The 17,444-nt window shown below is 33.6% G+C and carries 16 protein-coding genes; 7 read left to right on the top strand and 9 right to left on the bottom strand.

Features of this window, described 5'->3' with window-relative positions; genetic code table 11:
• Positions 1-104 precede the first annotated feature (104 nt).
• The 3 genes from GFJ94_RS00120 (at position 105) to GFJ94_RS12590 (ending at position 1,455) form a co-directional block, all read left to right on the top strand.
• Positions 105-782 carry a Crp/Fnr family transcriptional regulator gene (locus GFJ94_RS00120; protein ID WP_153199208.1) on the top strand — a complete coding sequence of 226 codons (678 nt, stop codon included), beginning with the start codon at positions 105-107 and terminating at the stop codon, positions 780-782.
• 72 nt (positions 783-854) lie between these two features.
• Positions 855-1,160 carry a hypothetical protein gene (locus GFJ94_RS12595; protein ID WP_203228632.1) on the top strand — a complete coding sequence of 102 codons (306 nt, stop codon included), beginning with the start codon at positions 855-857 and terminating at the stop codon, positions 1,158-1,160.
• Entirely contained in the window at positions 1,150-1,455 is a 306-nt protein-coding gene (locus tag GFJ94_RS12590) for a hypothetical protein (protein WP_203228631.1), read from the top strand. The genes GFJ94_RS12595 and GFJ94_RS12590 overlap by 11 nt, the downstream gene beginning before the upstream one ends.
• Positions 1,456-1,533: 78 nt before the next feature.
• Here GFJ94_RS12590 and GFJ94_RS00110 read toward each other — a convergent pair whose 3' ends face one another.
• From GFJ94_RS00110 to GFJ94_RS00100, 3 genes are all read right to left on the bottom strand, one after another.
• Positions 1,534-1,842 carry a rhodanese-like domain-containing protein gene (locus GFJ94_RS00110; RefSeq protein ID WP_153199205.1) on the bottom strand — a complete coding sequence of 103 codons (309 nt, stop codon included), beginning with the start codon at positions 1,840-1,842 and terminating at the stop codon, positions 1,534-1,536.
• A 191-nt stretch (positions 1,843-2,033) separates the two neighbouring features.
• Positions 2,034-3,074, bottom strand: a complete 1,041-nt coding sequence (locus GFJ94_RS00105; protein ID WP_153199203.1) for a PLP-dependent cysteine synthase family protein — start codon at positions 3,072-3,074, stop codon at positions 2,034-2,036.
• Positions 3,075-3,211: 137 nt separating this feature from the next.
• Positions 3,212-5,347: a S9 family peptidase gene (locus tag GFJ94_RS00100; protein WP_162523753.1), complete on the bottom strand. Its 2,136-nt coding sequence runs from the start codon at positions 5,345-5,347 to the stop codon at positions 3,212-3,214.
• A 63-nt stretch (positions 5,348-5,410) separates the two neighbouring features.
• Between GFJ94_RS00100 and GFJ94_RS00095 the strand changes: the two genes are divergently transcribed.
• Positions 5,411-5,734, top strand: coding sequence for a YbaB/EbfC family nucleoid-associated protein (locus tag GFJ94_RS00095; RefSeq protein WP_153199201.1), 324 nt, complete (start codon positions 5,411-5,413; stop codon positions 5,732-5,734).
• Here the strand turns inward: GFJ94_RS00095 and GFJ94_RS00090 are convergent.
• From GFJ94_RS00090 to GFJ94_RS00080, 3 genes are read right to left on the bottom strand one after another with little or no spacing between them, the layout of a single operon-like run.
• Positions 5,727-6,500, bottom strand: a complete 774-nt coding sequence (locus tag GFJ94_RS00090; RefSeq protein ID WP_153199199.1) for a sulfite exporter TauE/SafE family protein — start codon at positions 6,498-6,500, stop codon at positions 5,727-5,729. The two genes, GFJ94_RS00095 and GFJ94_RS00090, sit on opposite strands and share 8 nt — an antisense overlap.
• 41 nt (positions 6,501-6,541) lie before the next feature.
• Entirely contained in the window at positions 6,542-7,633 is a 1,092-nt protein-coding gene (locus GFJ94_RS00085; RefSeq protein ID WP_153199197.1) for a two-component regulator propeller domain-containing protein, read from the bottom strand.
• Between the two features lie 34 nt (positions 7,634-7,667).
• Entirely contained in the window at positions 7,668-8,693 is a 1,026-nt protein-coding gene (locus GFJ94_RS00080) for a low specificity L-threonine aldolase (RefSeq protein ID WP_153199195.1), read from the bottom strand.
• Positions 8,694-8,740: 47 nt separating this feature from the next.
• Between GFJ94_RS00080 and prfB the strand changes: the two genes are divergently transcribed.
• The 3 genes from prfB (at position 8,741) to GFJ94_RS00065 (ending at position 13,326) form a co-directional block, all read left to right on the top strand.
• A protein-coding gene (gene prfB / locus GFJ94_RS00075; RefSeq protein WP_153199193.1) for a peptide chain release factor 2 occupies positions 8,741-9,836 on the top strand; the annotation gives its coding sequence in 2 pieces (ribosomal slippage) (positions 8,741-8,803 and positions 8,805-9,836; 1,095 coding nt in all).
• A 64-nt stretch (positions 9,837-9,900) separates the two neighbouring features.
• Positions 9,901-11,529 (top strand): acyl-CoA carboxylase subunit beta, encoded by a 1,629-nt coding sequence (locus tag GFJ94_RS00070; protein ID WP_153199191.1) that lies wholly within the window; start codon positions 9,901-9,903, stop codon positions 11,527-11,529.
• A 117-nt stretch (positions 11,530-11,646) separates the two neighbouring features.
• Positions 11,647-13,326, top strand: coding sequence for an RluA family pseudouridine synthase (locus GFJ94_RS00065; RefSeq protein ID WP_153199189.1), 1,680 nt, complete (start codon positions 11,647-11,649; stop codon positions 13,324-13,326).
• Between the two features lie 106 nt (positions 13,327-13,432).
• Here the strand turns inward: GFJ94_RS00065 and GFJ94_RS00060 are convergent, their stop codons facing one another.
• The 3 genes from GFJ94_RS00060 to GFJ94_RS00050 all read right to left on the bottom strand — a co-directional run.
• Positions 13,433-14,839: a hypothetical protein gene (locus GFJ94_RS00060; RefSeq protein ID WP_153199187.1), complete on the bottom strand. Its 1,407-nt coding sequence runs from the start codon at positions 14,837-14,839 to the stop codon at positions 13,433-13,435.
• Positions 14,840-14,862: 23 nt separating this feature from the next.
• Entirely contained in the window at positions 14,863-15,366 is a 504-nt protein-coding gene (locus tag GFJ94_RS00055; protein WP_153199185.1) for a hypothetical protein, read from the bottom strand.
• A gap of 118 nt (positions 15,367-15,484) precedes the next feature.
• Positions 15,485-17,444: T9SS type B sorting domain-containing protein (locus GFJ94_RS00050; RefSeq protein WP_153199183.1), on the bottom strand; the 1,960-nt coding region annotated here is incomplete at its 5' end.

Below are 17,444 nucleotides of genomic sequence, written 5' to 3'. Positions count from 1 at the left end.
TGCTCATTTTACCTGTAACAAATGTCACATATAAATTTAAAACAAAATATGATATTTGTCATACAATTATGTAATTTTGTAAAACATTAAACAAATTCATTTCAATGAGTAAATGCGAACAATGCATTGTAAGGCAATTTAGTTCTTTAAAAGCTTTAAATAAAGAAGAATTGCTTCGCATGGCCGAGTGCAAAACATCATACACTATTAAAAAAGGGGAATCAATCTTTGAAGAAGGAGAAGTAACTAATGGTATTTATTGTGTAAAAGAAGGCGTTTGTAAGCTTTCCAAACTTAGTGATAACGGAAAAGACCAAATTGTAAAACTAGTAAAACCAGGCGAATTATTAGGACAACGTTCTATGATTAGTGACGAACCTGCGAATTTGAGTGCTGTTGCTTTAGAAGATATGGAAGTTTGTTTTATTCCAAGAACCGAAGTCATGCAGTTTTTTACGCAGAACAATCAGTTTTCGATGAATGTGATGAAAACGATTTGCGAAGATTTAAAAGATGCCGATGACCACATGGTAAATATGGCACAAAAAACAGTAAAACAACGATTAGTTGAAACATTACTCTATTTAGAGGAAACCTTTGGTAAAAACGAAGATGACTCATTACATATTCAACTATCTAGAGAAGAATTAGCGGGAATGATTGGAACCGCAACTGAAAGTTGTATCCGATTGTTATCCGAATTAAATAAATCAGGTTATATTGAGTTAACGGGTAAGAAGATTACGTTGTTAGATAAAAATAAATTAAAACGATTAACATAAGAGAATCCGCTGAAAAGCGGATTTTTTGTTGGGTAAAGTTTGTTTTTTTTATATTTACCAAAATAATAGCTTATGATTAAAAACAAGTGGGGCTTTTTAAGAGAGACTTCCGAATTGGCAAGAAAAGCAGGAATTGATAAAGATACTGGAATACATCGAACAGGATTAGATGAATATTTAAAAATAATTTTTCCAAATATTGACGATTGGGTTCATGATAAAACTCTTGGCAAAATAAATGATATTAATTATAGAAGCCGACCGGATTATAGAAGTGAATCTCTAAAATTAATAATTGAGTTTGATGGATTACAACATTACACAAAACCAGATATTATTGAAAAAGATATTAGACTAACTAAGGTTTATGAGGATTAAGGTTGTTAGAATTCCGTATTTTATTCAATTATCAAATAATGCAGTAAAAAAGATGTTTGGAATTGAAGTTGAAGAAATTTTATTTGATGAAAGTATACCATCATTAGGTTACAAAGGACAAAATACTCCAGCTTACTTATGCCCTGCAGGATTAGTGAGAATGGTAAAAGAATTTCGACATTTTACTGAACAATATAAAACTAATATTGATTTTTTAAAAAAACAGAATGAACCATTCAAAACAGGAATAGAATTTCTAGAAATAGAATATAGTCGAAATGCATTCAGTTCTTAAAGAATAAAAAAACTAGCTAGCACGGAATTGCATTCTATCCCAACAAACCAAAAAAAACCGCTCTTAAGCGGATTTTTTTTATTCTGTTGGTCCTTCCCAATTAGAAAAACCACCTAGTAAGTTAAAAGTGTTCTCAAAACCTAATTGTTCCATGGCGTTACAAGCGTTGGCACTACGTACTCCAGCGGCACAATACACATAATAGTTTTTCGATTTGTCTAACTCCTCTACTCTATAAATAAAACCTTGTCCTTTATATATATCAATATTAATAGCACCTGGAATAAAACCATCGTTAAATTCATCTTCGGTACGAACATCTACTATTACACCATTTGCATCTTGCAAAAACTGGCTCCACCACGTATTTTGATCTAAGTTTGTCATCTTTATTTTTTTTTCAAAAGTACTATCAAAAAATACAATTTTAAAACTTTAACAAAAATTTATTAAAGATTTGTTCGTATAATTTTAAAAATAAAAAGGAGTAATAGAGAAATCGTAAAACCGCATACACCATAATTATCTAAACAAAAATCCCAATCTTTCGATTGGGATTTTCTATATCTAAAATCAATTTACTTGATAATTTCAATTTTTAAAGCTTCTTCTTGGTTAACCGAATCAAAGAAACCTTGTTCGTTCATCCAATCGTCGCTAAATACTTTACTCATGTATCTTGAACCATGATCTGGGAAAATGATGACTACTTTACTGTTTGCATCAAATTCGCCTTCTTCAGCATATTGTTTTACTGCTTGAAAAGCGGCTCCAGAAGTATATCCTACAAATAAACCTTCTTTCTTAGCTAATTCTCTTGTTGTATGAGCACTTTCTTCATCTGATACTTTGATAAATTTATCAATGATATCAAAATCGGTAGCTGTTGGAATTAAGTTTTTTCCTAAACCTTCAATACGGTATGGATAAATTTCAGCGTTATCAAATTCTTTTGTTTCGTGGTATTTTTTCAAAACCGAACCAAAAGCATCTACTCCTAAAATTTTAATATTTGGATTTTGCTCTTTTAAGAAACGTGCTGTTCCAGAAATAGTTCCTCCAGTTCCACTACACGCTACTAAGTGTGTAATTTGACCGCAAGTTTGTTCCCAAATTTCTGGCCCTGTAGATTTATAATGTGCATCAACATTTAACTCGTTGAAATATTGGTTAATATAAACCGAATCTTTAGTTTCTTCGTGCAATCTTTTAGCAATATTATAGTAAGAACGCTCATCATCAGCAGAAACGTGAGCCGGGCAAACATATACCTTTGCTCCCATTGAACGTAACATATCAATTTTATCTTTCGATGATTTTGAACTTACGGCTAAAATACAATCATATCCTTTGATGATACTTACCATTGCCAAACTAAATCCAGTATTTCCTGATGTAGTTTCAACAATTGTATCACCTGGTTTTAAGATTCCTCTTCTTTCTGCTTCCTCAATAATATATAATGCAATACGATCTTTGGTAGAATGTCCTGGATTAAAGGCTTCAACTTTTGCATAGAAATTACCTGTTAAATCAGCTGAAACTTTATGCAGTTTGATTAATGGTGTATTCCCAATTAAATCTAATACACTATTATAGGCTTTTATTTCTTCTTTCATATGAAGATACTGTTTGTTTTAATGTTTCCAAAATACTATGCTTTACTAATAGTTATAGTATTTTATACTTATTTATGTCTAAAAATTGTCAAATTAGACACTTCTAAAACCTTGCAAATTTAACAAAAAATATTGAACTACTTCTTAATTTTTTCTAAATCTAATAAAAACGCAAATTCTTTAGCCAATTCTTTCAATGCTTCAAATCGTCCTGAAGCTCCTCCATGTCCTGCATCCATGTTCGTATCTAAGAATAACTGTTTGTCATTAGTTTTCATAACACGCAATTTTGCAACCCATTTTGCAGGTTCAAAATATTGTACTTGCGAGTCATGAAGCCCTGTAGACACATACATATTTGGATAATCTTGCTTTTTAACTTGGTCGTATGGCGAATACGAAAGCATGTAATCATAATATACTTTTTCGTTCGGATTTCCCCATTCGTCATACTCTCCAGTTGTCAACGGAATCGTATCATCTAACATGGTGGTAACCACATCCACAAACGGTACTTGTGCAATTACTCCGTTGTATAATTCTGGCGCCATATTAACAATTGCTCCCATTAACAAACCACCAGCCGATCCACCTTCTGCGTACAAATGTTCAGCCGAAGTGTATTTTTCTGCAATCACAAATTTTGAACAGTCAATAAAATCGGTGAAAGTGTTAATTTTTTTCAAAAGTTTTCCGTTCTCATACCACTCTCTTCCTAAGTCCTCGCCTCCTCTAATGTGCGCAATCGCATAGATAAATCCTCTATCCAATAAACTCAAACGAGTTGATGAAAAATAAGGATCCATAGTAGCTCCATACGAACCATAAGCGTATAACAACAATGGATTATTACGGTCTTTATTAATCCCTTTTCTATACACCATAGAGATTGGCACTTTAGTTCCGTCGGTTGCGGTTGCCCAAACTCTTTCTTCTACATAATTGTTCTTATCGAATTTTCCACCTAATACTTCTTGCTCTTTCAATACTTTTTTCTCCTGAGTACTCATATTGAAATCAATCACAGAAGATGGTGTTGCCATTGATTGGTAACCATAACGAAGAATTTCAGTATTAAAATCTACGTTTGTGGTTGTGTAAGCGGTATATGTTTCGCTTTCGAATGGTAAATAGTACTCGCCTTTTCCATTCCATGGACGAATTTGAATTTTATTCAAACCATTTGAACGTTCTTCAACAACTAAATAATCTTTGAAAATTTCGATTCCTTCTAATAAAACGTCTTTTCTGTGTCCAATTAAGTCTTTCCAGTTTTCAGCTGAAGTAGCTGTTTCTGGAGTTTTCATCAATTTAAAGTTCGTTGCGTTGTCTTTATTGGTTACGATGTAAAAACTATCGCCATAATGCGAAATCGAATATTCTAATCCACGCGTTCTTTTTTGGAAAACTTTAAATTCTCCATTCGGATTTTTCGCATCTAAAATTTGGTACTCAGAAGTCAACGTACTTGACGAACCAATTACTAAATATTTTTTAGATTTTTCTTTGTAAACAAACGTGTTGAACGTATCGTCTTTTTCATGAAACACCATTGCATCTGCCGAGGCATCAGTTCCTAAAGTATGTTTATAAATTTTATCTGAACGTAAGGTTTGCGAATCTTTACGAGTGTAAAACAAGGTTTTGTTATCGCCGGCCCAAGTTGAACCTCCAGTAGTGTTTTCTAATTTCACTGGAAGAATTTCACCTGTTTCTAAGTTTTTAATTTGAATCGTATATTGTCTTCTTGATACCAAATCCACTCCAAACGCCACCCATTTGTTATCTTCACTGATGTTTAATCCTGATAAATTGAAATAAGCGTGACCTTTTGCCATTTCATTGCAATCAAACATAATTTCTTCTTTCGCCTCTAAGCTGCCTTTTTTACGAGAATAAATTGGGTAATCTTTCCCTTTTTCGAAACGAGTGATGTAGTAATAACCATTGTATAAATAAGGAACTGAACTATCATCTTCTTTAATTCTAGCTTTCATTTCCAAGAACAATTCGTCTTGAAATTGTTTGGTATGAGCTGTTGATTTTTGATAATATTCGTTTTCTTTATTTAAGTAATCAATAACTTCTGGATTTTCTCTTTCGTTTAACCAATAATAGTTATCAATTCTTTTATCACCGTGCTTTTCTAATGTTTTTGGAACAATTTTAGCAACTGGTGGCTGTATTTTATCAGACATTTTTTTTGTTTTATTTTGACTGTGAACTGGAGCAAAAATAACACAACCTAAAAGGAAATACGTGATTTTTTTCATGAAGTTTTACAATAATTATTAACCGCTAATTTACTATTTTTGCGGAAATAAAAAAATAAAATTATGTTTGGAGATATTATGGGAATGATGGGTAAACTAAAAGAAACCCAACAAAAAGTAGAAGAAACAAAGAAGCGTTTAGACTTTGTTTTGATTGATGAAAAAAGTGCTGATGGCTTGCTTGAAGTTACATTAACTGCTAATAGAAAAATCAAAAACATTACCGTAAGTGATGATTTACTTAACGATAAGGAAGTGCTTGAAGATTACCTAGTTAACGTTTTAAATAAAGCCATTGAAAAAGCAACAAATGTTCACGAGACTGAGCTAGCTGCGGTTGCCAAAGAAGGAATGCCAAACATTCCAGGAATGGATCTATTTAAATAATTCCCATTCCTAAAGCAATTGCTACTAAAAGCAATAAAACTGCAACAAACACTTGGAGAAATTTTAGGGTAACTTTCTTTAAAAGTTGGTTACCCAAATACGCTCCAGTAATCGCACAAAGCGTTGCCGAGATTAATAATACTTTATTTTCATACAAAGTATAAGTCGTTATTTTTGAAGCGTAAACACTCAAGCGAGTAAAATCGATAAACATGGAAACTACAATTCCTGTAGCAATGAAACTTTCTTTGGATAAACCAGCTTTAATCAAAAAAGCACTTCGCAAAGCCCCTTGATGCCCCGAAAGTCCACCAAAAAATCCGCTTAAAATTCCGCCTAAAGGTAATTTATCTTTCCCAAATTCCAATTTACTTAAAAACGGAATTAAGTCTAAAAGAGCAAAAATCACTAATAAAATTGCAATGATAAATTTTACTGGAAAAACGTCTAATTGTTTTCCAAAAAGTGAGTAACTAAACAAAGGCTCTAAATCGGAAATTTGTAACAACAACCACGAACCTATCATAGCCGCAAAAATAGCTGGGATTCCAAATTTTAGTAAAACTTCTTTGTTAGCATGTTTCCCAACCAAGAAAAACTTAAAAATATTATTTGCAAAATGAACTAATCCACACAATCCAATTGCAATATCAACTGGAAAAAAGAGCATAAAAACCGGAGTTAACAACGTTCCTAATCCAAACCCGGAAAAAAAGGTTAAAATGGCAGTTAAAAACGCTACGATTGATATGATTATGATTTCCATAAATAAAAAACATTAAAAATTAGAGGAGTTAGTTTAATATTTTACCAAGGTCCAATTCGAGTTACGTTTATAAAAGTTTCATTTTTATAACGATAAGCACCTTTAAATCCAACAAACCAAATTCTTTCTTGCTTATCTTGATAAATTTGGAATGGAAAAGGTGAAAAGTCACTATCTTTATTTTTAACTTTTGTGAAAGTTTTACCGTTGTAACTATAGATATCGCGCTTATTTACACAAAACCAAAGTGTACCCTCTCTATCTTCAAATATACAACCAATTCCTCCTTCATTTCCAATAAGTTTTTCAGTAATATTAGTCAATGTGTTTCCATTATATTTAAAAATTCCAGTTGCAGTTGAAATCCAATAATTACCCTCTTTACTTTCAATAATTTGATTCACAAAATTAGATTGTAATCCGTCTTTTTCTGAAATGTTTTTTAGCGAATTTCCGTCATAAATATAGACACCTCCATTAGTTGCAAACCACATTCTACCTTTACTGTCTTCAATAATGGAATGAATCATTTTAGGTGTGCTAATTCCCACAGAAGGATTTATTTTTCCTTCTGGAATTTCAAATGGAGTAAGTGCTTCGCCATCAAAAGTGTAGACACCATCAGTCGTTCCAATCCAAAGCAGTCCTTTTTTATCCATTGTCAAGCTCCATAGACTAGTACTTTTTAATATCTCTTTTTCATGAAAAACGGTAAAATATTGTCCGTCAAATTTTGCAATTCCTCCACCATAGCCTATCCAAATAGACCCTTTTTTATCTTCAATAATTGCATGAACTGTAACACCTTGCCCATTAGAATCCAAAAGATCAAAGTAAACAAGTCCTGATGTATCATAACGAGCTAACCCGTTTTGAGTTCCAAACCATAAATTCCCTTTGCTATCTTGAAAAACGGTTCTAATAACTCCACTTATTTGGTTTCCTTGATAATCTTTATCATGAACACTATTTCTAAATTCAGGGAGTGTTTCTGCTCTTAAACAAATACTATCCTTATGAATTATTGTAGTTTTAACCTGTATAGGTTGGATATTTTGCCCTTCACATGAGTTAAATATAAACAATAAAATCAGTGTAAAACAGCAAGTATTAATTCTTTTGAATAGTCTCATATTGTTTTTTTTTTGATGAAGCTTATCAACAGAACTAAAAAGTTAGTTTAGAAAACACTTCCATCACATATTCATGCATCACTTCTTTGTAATCTAAATGTGTTACAATTCTTAGCTTTCCATGACCCATCGAACTAATCGCAATCCCTTTTTGTTTCAATTTTTCCATGAAAAGTTTTTCATCTACAAAAGATTGCAATCCAAAAATCAAAATATTCGTTTCCACAGGTTCCACATTAGCAACCCAAGGCATTTTTTCTAACAAACTACCTAATTCTTTTGCTCTTCTGTGGTCAATTTCTAAACGACTGATGTTGTTCTGCAACGCAAATAATCCAGCGGCAGCCAGATAACCTGATTGACGCATATTACCTCCAAAAATCTTTCTAATACGCAAAGCACGATGCATATCTTCTTTACTTCCCAACAAAACCGAGCCTACAGGCGCACCCAATCCTTTCGATAAACAAACCGAAATGGTATTAAACAATTCACCAAACTGCTTTGGATGTTGTTTTTTTGCTACCAAAGCATTCCACAAACGAGCACCATCTAAGTGATATTTCAAATTATTCTCGATGCAAACTTGCTTAATTTCTTGCAAAGGTTGTAAATCATAACAAGCGCCACCGCCTTTATTAGTTGTATTTTCAATACTTACTAACGAAGTTAAAGGCGCATGATAAAATTCGGGGTCGTTTATTCCGTTTTTAACCAAATCAGCCGTAATCATACCGCGATTTCCATCTACCAAACAACATGAAACGCCACTATTAAATGATGCTCCACCTCCTTCATAATGATAAATGTGTGAATATTTGTCGCAAATTACTTGTTCACCAGGTTGAGTGTGTAATTTAATAGCCGTTTGATTTGCCATCGTTCCCGAAGGAAAAAACAAAGCGGCTTCCATTCCAAATAAATCAGCCAAAGTTTCCTCTAACTCATTGACTGTTGGGTCTTGTTTATATACATCATCGCCTACTTTAGCATTAAACATGGCGTTTAACATCTCAACTGAAGGCTTCGTTACGGTATCACTTACTAAATTTATTTCCATAGAATAAAAAAGAATAGCTATTTTTGTTCTGTAAAACTACAATATTTATGATAAATACAGAACAAGTCAGAGATATTATTGATCGCCTTGGTGCGTTAAGGAGGTATCTTTGACATCGATGCCAAAACGATTGAAATAACTAACGAAGAAGAAAAAACCTTCGCTCCCGACTTTTGGAACAACGCCAAAGAAGCTGAAATCATTGTAAAAAACCTACGTTCTAAAAAGAAATGGGTAGAAGATTATAACAGAGGATTAGAATTTTCTGAGGAGCTTCAAATTATGATGGATTTCTTCAAAGAAGGAGATGTTTCCGAAGAAGAAGTTGAAACCCAATACCACCAAACTTTAAATCACATAGAAGATTTAGAGTTCAGAAACATGCTTTCCGACGAAGGAGACAGCATGAGCGCTGTATTGCAAATTACCGCAGGCGCAGGTGGAACCGAAAGTTGTGATTGGGCATCCATGTTAATGCGAATGTACTTGATGTGGGGCGAAAAACAAGGCTATAAAATCAGAGAATTAAACTTTCAAGAAGGTGATGTTGCAGGAATTAAAACGGTAACGTTAGAATTTGAAGGCGATTTTGCATTTGGTTATTTAAAAGGTGAAAACGGTGTGCATCGCTTGGTGCGAATTTCTCCTTTTGATAGTAATGCCAAACGTCATACTTCGTTTGCTTCTGTGTATGTATATCCTTTGGTGGATGATTCTATTGAAATTGAAATCAATCCGGCTGATATTGAAATCATTACTTCGCGTTCGAGTGGTGCTGGAGGACAAAATGTAAACAAAGTAGAAACGAAAGTACAATTATTTCACAAACCAACCGGAATTCAAATTCAGTGTTCAGAAACACGTTCGCAACAAGATAACCGCCAACGAGCGATGCAAATGTTAAAGTCTCAATTATATGAAATTGAACTTAAAAAACAACAAGCACAACGAAGCGACATTGAAGCTGGGAAAATGAAAATCGAATGGGGTTCACAAATTAGAAACTATGTGATGCATCCTTATAAATTAGTAAAAGACGTTCGTTCAGGATACGAATCGAGTGACGTTGAAGGAATTATGAACGGTGAAATCGATAATTTCTTAAAAGCCTATTTAATGATGATGGGACAAAAAGAAGAATAAAATATGTTTTTATAGTCGCAAACGTTTTCGTATTTTAGCCAACCAATAAAACAACAAAACCCAAATGGACATTAATTTCAATAAAAACGAAGATCATAACAAACTTTTACTTTCCGATTTAAAAAACCGATTTGCTCAAGTTAAATTAGGTGGCGGACCAAAACGTATCGAAAAATTACATACTGAAGGTAAAATGACAGCACGTGAACGCATTGATTATCTTTTGGATGAAAAAGCAAAAAGTATTGAAATTGGTGCTTTTGTTGGCGACGGAATGTATAAAGAACACGGTGGTTGTCCTTCTGGAGGAGTTGTTGTGAAAATCGGTTTTATTTCGGGTAAACAATGTATTGTAGTGGCTAATGACGCTACAGTAAAAGCGGGTGCTTGGTTTCCTATTACAGGAAAAAAGAATCTTCGTGCACAGGAAATTGCTATGGAAAACCGCTTACCAATTATCTATTTAGTAGATTCTGCTGGTGTTTATTTACCAATGCAAGACGAAATTTTCCCAGATAAAGAACATTTTGGTCGTATTTTTAGAAATAATGCCATTATGAGCAGTATGGGAATTACCCAAATTGCCGCTGTAATGGGAAGTTGCGTTGCGGGTGGTGCTTATTTACCAATTATGAGCGATGAAGCCATGATTGTAGATAAAACTGGAAGTATTTTCTTGGCTGGAAGTTATTTAGTAAAAGCCGCTATTGGCGAAACTATTGATAATGAAACACTTGGAGGCGCAACAACACATTGCGAAATTTCGGGTGTGACGGATTATAAAGCGAAAGATGATAAAGATGCTTTAAACAGAATTAAAAGTATTGTAGGAAAAATTGGAAATTTCGATAAAGCAGGATACAATCGTGTGAAAGCAGAAAAACCAACTTTAGAACCAAAAGATATTTACGGAATTTTACCAAAATCAAGAGCTGATCAATACGATATGTATGAAATCATCAAACGCTTGGTAGATAATTCAGAATTTGACGAATACAAAGGTGATTACGGAAAAACCTTAATCACAGCCTACGCTCGCATCGATGGTTGGGCAGTTGGAATTGTAGCTAACCAACGTAAAATTGTGAAAAATGCCAAAGGAGAAATGCAATTTGGAGGTGCCATTTATTCTGATTCTGCTGATAAAGCGACACGTTTTATTGCGAATTGTAACCAGAAAAAAATTCCATTAGTGTTTGTGCAAGATGTTACCGGATTTATGGTGGGTTCCAAATCAGAACATGGCGGAATCATTAAAGACGGAGCTAAAATGGTAAATGCGATGGCAAATACGGTAGTTCCTAAATTTACTGTAATTGTTGGAAATTCATACGGAGCAGGAAATTATGCCATGTGTGGAAAAGCTTATGATCCAAGATTAATTTTCGCTTGGCCAAGTGCTGAATTGGCCGTTATGGGTGGAACACAAGCTGCAAAAGTTTTAGCACAAATTGAAGCTTCATCGTTAAAAGCTAAAGGTGAAGTTATTGATGAAGTAAAAGAAAAAGAACTTTTTGATAAAATCAAAGCACGTTACGACGAACAAGTTTCGCCTTACTACGCAGCTTCTCGCTTGTGGACAGACGCTATTATTGATCCATTAGAAACCAGAAATTGGATTTCTATGGGAATTGAAGCAGCTAACCACGCTCCTATTGAAAAACAGTTTAATTTAGGTGTGATTCAGGTTTAAAAAATAAATTCTCCATTTTGTCATCCCGAACTTGTTTCGGGATCTTTTTTTGATGCTGACTCAAGCGAAGTGAATAGACGAAGTAAATAAATTCAGCATGACAAAAATAAAACCCTTATGACAAAATCATTATTCCAAACCTTCAAAACCAAAATTTCAGGTATTTCATTGCCCGAAAAATTCACATTTCCTTTTTATTACGAACCGCACGAGTTGTGCATTATTGCCTCAAATGAATTACAACTGTATTTGGAAACACAAACTGATTTTGAACACAATTTCGGATTAATTGAAAATCAAGAAAGTTTAGTAATTGGAAAAATGTTTGGCGTTTTAGTTTGTCAAAATGAAGAAGGAGCATTAGGCTATTTATGGGCTTTTTCTGGGAAATTAGCTGGTGTGAATCAGCTGAGCTATTTTGTTCCGACGATTTTTGATATGTTGCACGAAGATGGTTTTTTTAGAAAAGAAGAAGAGGTTTTGAATGCCATAAATCGTCAAATTGAAATATTAGAAAATTCAGATGAACTTCAAAGTAAAAAAAGTCAATTAGATGCTACTAAAATTGAAGTATTAACCGATATTCAAAATCAGAAAGATAAAATTAAAAGATTGAAATTGGAACGCGATGAAAAACGAATTTCATTCACCAATTTAACTTCATCTGAAATTGAACAATTAGAATTAGAACTTTCGGAAGAAAGTAAAAAAGAAAGCATTTTACTCAAAAAAATGACAAAATATTGGAATTTTCAAATTGAAAATGCACAAAAAGAAGTCAATCTACTTTTAGACGAAATCAATCAACTTAAAGAAGAACGTCGTTTAAAATCAGGTGCTTTACAACAAAAATTGTTTGCCGAATATTCGTTTTTAAATCAATTTGGCGAACGAAAAAGTATTGGTGAAATTTTCAACAATAATCCGCCTGCTGGCGCTGGAGAATGTGCCGCACCAAAGTTATTACATTACGCTTTTGAGCACAATTTAAAACCCATTGCAATGGCTGAATTTTGGTGGGGGCAATCGCCAAAATCGGAAATTCGTAAGCACAAACAATTTTATCCAGCTTGTAAAAGCAAATGTGAACCCATATTATTATCACACATGCTAAATGGTTTGGATATGAAAGCAAATCCATTTCAGGAAAATCCAGCGGAAGGAAAAAATATTGAAATAGTTTTTGAAGATGAGGTTTTAGCTGTGATTAATAAACCTGCTGAATTTTTATCCGTTCCTGGAAAAATCATATCGGATTCTGTTTACCAAAGAGTGAAAGAATTATATCCAAATGCAACCGGACCATTAATTGTGCATCGTTTAGACATGTCGACTTCGGGATTGATGTTAATTGCAAAAGACGAAGAAACCTATGTGAAATTGCAAAGTCAATTCATTAAAAGAACTATTAAAAAACGATATGTTGCTTTATTAGATGGTATTTTTGAAGAAAATGAAGGCTTTATCGATTTACCTTTACGAGTAGATTTGGACGACCGACCTCGACAATTAGTTTGTTACGAACATGGAAAACCAGCACAAACTAAATGGGAAAAAATTGAAGTTAGAAATAACCAAACTCTGGTTTACTTCTATCCTATCACGGGTAGAACACATCAATTACGAGTACATGCTTCACATGAATTAGGTTTAAAAACACCTATTGTAGGTGATGATTTATACGGAACCAAAGCCAATCGTTTGCATTTACATGCGGAAAGTTTGACTTTTGAGCATCCAGTAAGCAAAAAGCAAATTACTTTAAAAGCTGAAATACAATTTTATAAAAAAGGATAGCTAAAAGCTATCCTTTTACTAATAATTTAATCTGAAATTGAATTAAATTATTTTAGATAAAAACTAACGCTATAAACTAATTTTATCCTTTCTTCTCTATTTCTACTTAATAACTTGAACACTCTGGTTCAATACATTTCCAAGTTGTTCCATTATGAAATTGTATACAATTCAAATCGGTATTATATATTATCATACCAGCAGCTCCAGCTGGTCTCTGAGCAGTTGTCATTCTAGGTATAACTAATCCTTTGGTTTTAGTATCAAAAGCAATAAAACCAGATGGAATTGAAGTTGGGAATCCACTAGCCATTGTTGCTTGTGTTCCAATACCAATATTAGTTTGTGTATCAGCTGCAGTTAAATTTGGAGAAAAAGGAGAACAACAATCTTCGGCAGAATTAATTTCTATATAAAAAGATGATGCAGCATTACCATTCCCATCAATATACAAATAGTAAGTATTACCGATTGTTAAACCACTTAAATTAAACTCTGCGTTTGCAGTTATTCCGTTGGAATAAATATTGCTCCAAGTTGAGATTCCTCCACCAAGAGAATTATGATAACTATGATTATTAACTCCTCCACCAGCATTTTGGTCATCTGGACAACCACCAGTTACCACAGAAAAAGTACCACTACTACAGTCTGTACCAGAACTTGACACTACAATGGGTTGCATATCACTACTTCCAGCTGAAGCTGAATTTAGCATACCACTAACAGTCAAATAAGCTGAAGTAGATGAAGCTTTAAAAGCATACCAACCACTATTGTTATTGGCACCATTCCAAGAACAACCATCAAGTGAATTACCAGGATAATTAGGATCATTAGGTGCATATCCATTATTTGTACCACGAACAACAGAATTAGCATCTAAGCATGTTCTATCTGCACAAAAATTATTTATGGAACTTCCTGTAACATCATTAACTTTAATTGGAGGTCCAAAAATTAAATCAACTCGCTCAAAAGAAACTTCAGTAACAGTACCTTCCGAAATTTGAAGTGTCCAATTTCCATTTGGATTTAACCCATTAAAATTACTAAAGCTATTTGCAACATCTACTCTATAATAACCAATACTAAATGGCCAATAAGCTCCCTTTACAGCTGTTGTATAATCATTAATTCTTTCTAAACTTGGATCGTCTCTAAATTTAACATTCATCCATTGTGAGGTTGAAGTTGAAGTATAATATGATGGTGTGCTACTACCAAATATATCTATAAATGTACCATCAGGAGCCACCAACCTTGCTCTATAAGTAGACAAGTTACCTTTACATGCAGAAGTTCCAAGCTGAATATTAATTTGTCTGAGAACAGTTCCTGTTGATGATAAAGGATTTGGCAATCCAGAAACTGCAATAGTTTTTGTAAATCCAGTATATGCACCTCCTGAATTCCAAGTATTACAAGCGCTAACAGTAGTATTTGAAAACGTTTGAGAAAACATATTACAAATTCCAAATAACAATAAAATGATAGAGAAATAATTTTTCATAGTTGTGAAGTTTATAGGTTAAATTAATTCCAATAATACCAAGCAGTACCATTAAATACAGCAATAGCATTTTTTGTTGTATCATAACACATTAAACCAGGATAAGGGCTTTTGATGTTAATATGAGGAGATACTACTTTTGGTAACATTAATGCTTTACTAGTTGATTCTAAAACTAAAACACCAGTAGCAGATGATGAAGTTGCACCAATTATAACCCCATTAGCACTATCTGCACTCGGATTAACAGAATAAGAAGATAAACTTGAAGTTCCTGTTAAGTTTAACCAAACCCCATTTTGTCTTACTTTAACTCTACCATCTGTTTTGTCAATTAAAAAAGTACCATTTGAAGCAGCAGCACCTGTAGGTAATACTTCTACCATTGGCAATACTATACCTTTATTTGGCCCAGTTGGGAAATCCAATAAAGCATCAATATGAATTGAAGTTGTTTCAATTCCTACTTGAGAATATATTGCCAAACTTGTTATTAACATTAAAACCGTAAAAATTGTTCTATTCATATCTCAAAATTTAAATTATTAACTACACCTAACTATTAAAATTAAAAGTCCAATCGAAATAATGGTATTTATTACGATTATAATTTTATTCCAAACTTAGCTTTCAGACTCATAACTTTTATCTTTTCATCGCAAAATGCGCTTTGAATTGTTTTTTAGCTCCATTCTCATTATAATCAACTGTGAACCAGTAATCCGTTGAAGGTAATTGTTCTTGATTGTAGGTACCATCCCATGCTTCTTCACCTCTTAGTTGTTTGATCAATTTTCCATATCTATCAAAAATGTAGATTACATCAGTATCTTGTAAGCCTGCTATAAACCAACCATCGTTATATCCATCTCCATTTGGAGTGAAATATTGAGGGTACTCTATTACAAATACATCATAAGTAAAATAAGTACAACCCTGAGTATCAATTACTGTAATTGTGTGAGGTCCGGCACTTACATTTGTAAATACATTTGACGCTTGTAAGGTGCCTTCATCTAATGAATACATTAATGTTCCACTTCCGCCTGTAACATTCACTGTTAATGTTGCATTTCCGCTAAAATATTCACTTTGAATAACTGTCATCGATGTTGCTGGAAGGGTCTCTGTTACAGTTGCTGTAGCGCTTGCCAATAATGGATCTGATGAACATCCTGTTAACCAATTCGTAGCTATTACACTATACGTTCCCGCTTGATCAACTACTAAAGTTGAACTAGTTGCTCCAGCTATAATATTTCCGTTAGTATCAAACCATTCAAAATCATAATCCGCATCATTTAAGCCTGTGTTTAAAGTATACGTTTGATATACTTGTCCATCAGCTGTAATACAAATGTTTCCATCAGTTAATACAGGTAGTGGAGCTGGATTTACATTCACTCTATAATCTTTATAACCGCCTTGACATTCTCCTAAACTTGAACGTACTCGGTAAATTACATAACCTTGTGTATTGGTTGTTGCCGTTAACGCATCATTTATCGTTACTGGTGCTGTTCCAGTTCCTGGATTAGCGCCTGATACATTTACAACTGTTAACACTTCCCATGTTAATTCAGTTCCTGCAATAAGTGGTGAAACATCAACGATTAAATCCGTATTTTCTCCACTACAAATTGTTTTTATTGGAGATGGAATTGGTAAACCTGGATTTGGGTTTACTGTAACTACCCCACTTTGAATAGTGTTACCTGGACATCCATTACGTACTGATGAAACTTCAAAATAAATTGTTCCTGCCACTAATGGATTACTTGTAATCACTTGTAAATCAAAAGCAGCTGTTGTAGAAGTTGCAGTGATTGTACCCGAAGTAACTCCTCCCACAATGGTTACGCCACTTGTAATAGCTGTCCATGTATAAGTGATACCACTTATATTCCCAACAATATCAACATGCACATTGTTAGTAGAATTTGTTGCCGAACAAACAGAACTGTCTGCTACTGTAACACTCTCAATCACTGGATTAGGGTTAACCGTGATTAAAATAGTTCTTGGTGTTCCATCACATCCATTAGCTCTTGGAATAATTACCATTGTAATAGTTCCAATATTCTCAGAATCTGTTAATGTTGCTATTTGATTAATATTGGTCTCATCACCACTAGTTACGTAAGAACCTGCTATATTAGATATCGTTGCGCTCCAACTGTAAGTTGTGTTTGGCAAATTACTACTTAAAACAATATCCGTAGAACTTCCTGAGCAAATGGTTGAACTATATGCAATATTTGTTAAAACAGGAACATTAAGTTCTTGATTTACAAAACTTACTGATGTTAATGATGTACATCCACCATTTGTTGCTGTTACCGTATAACTTGTTCCAACTGTCATACCTGATATTAATCCTGTTGCTCCAACTGTTGGACCTACTGGTGTAAATATATACGTGTTAGATGTGCTGTAATTTGATATTGTTGAACTTCCGGCAACAGAACAACTAGCGACTACTGATGTAATAATAGGAACAGCAGGAGTTGCTAATTGCGCACCAATGCTAAATCCAGTAGAAGCAGCAGAAGTACAACCTCCGACAGTAGCTGTTACTGTATAATTAGTTCCAAAAGTCATTCCA

This window comes from Flavobacterium sp. LMO8 (assembly GCF_009495755.1).
GTDB lineage: Bacteria > Bacteroidota > Bacteroidia > Flavobacteriales > Flavobacteriaceae > Flavobacterium.
Note: the sequence above shows the minus strand (reverse complement) of the source record. Positions and strands in the feature narration are given on the sequence as shown.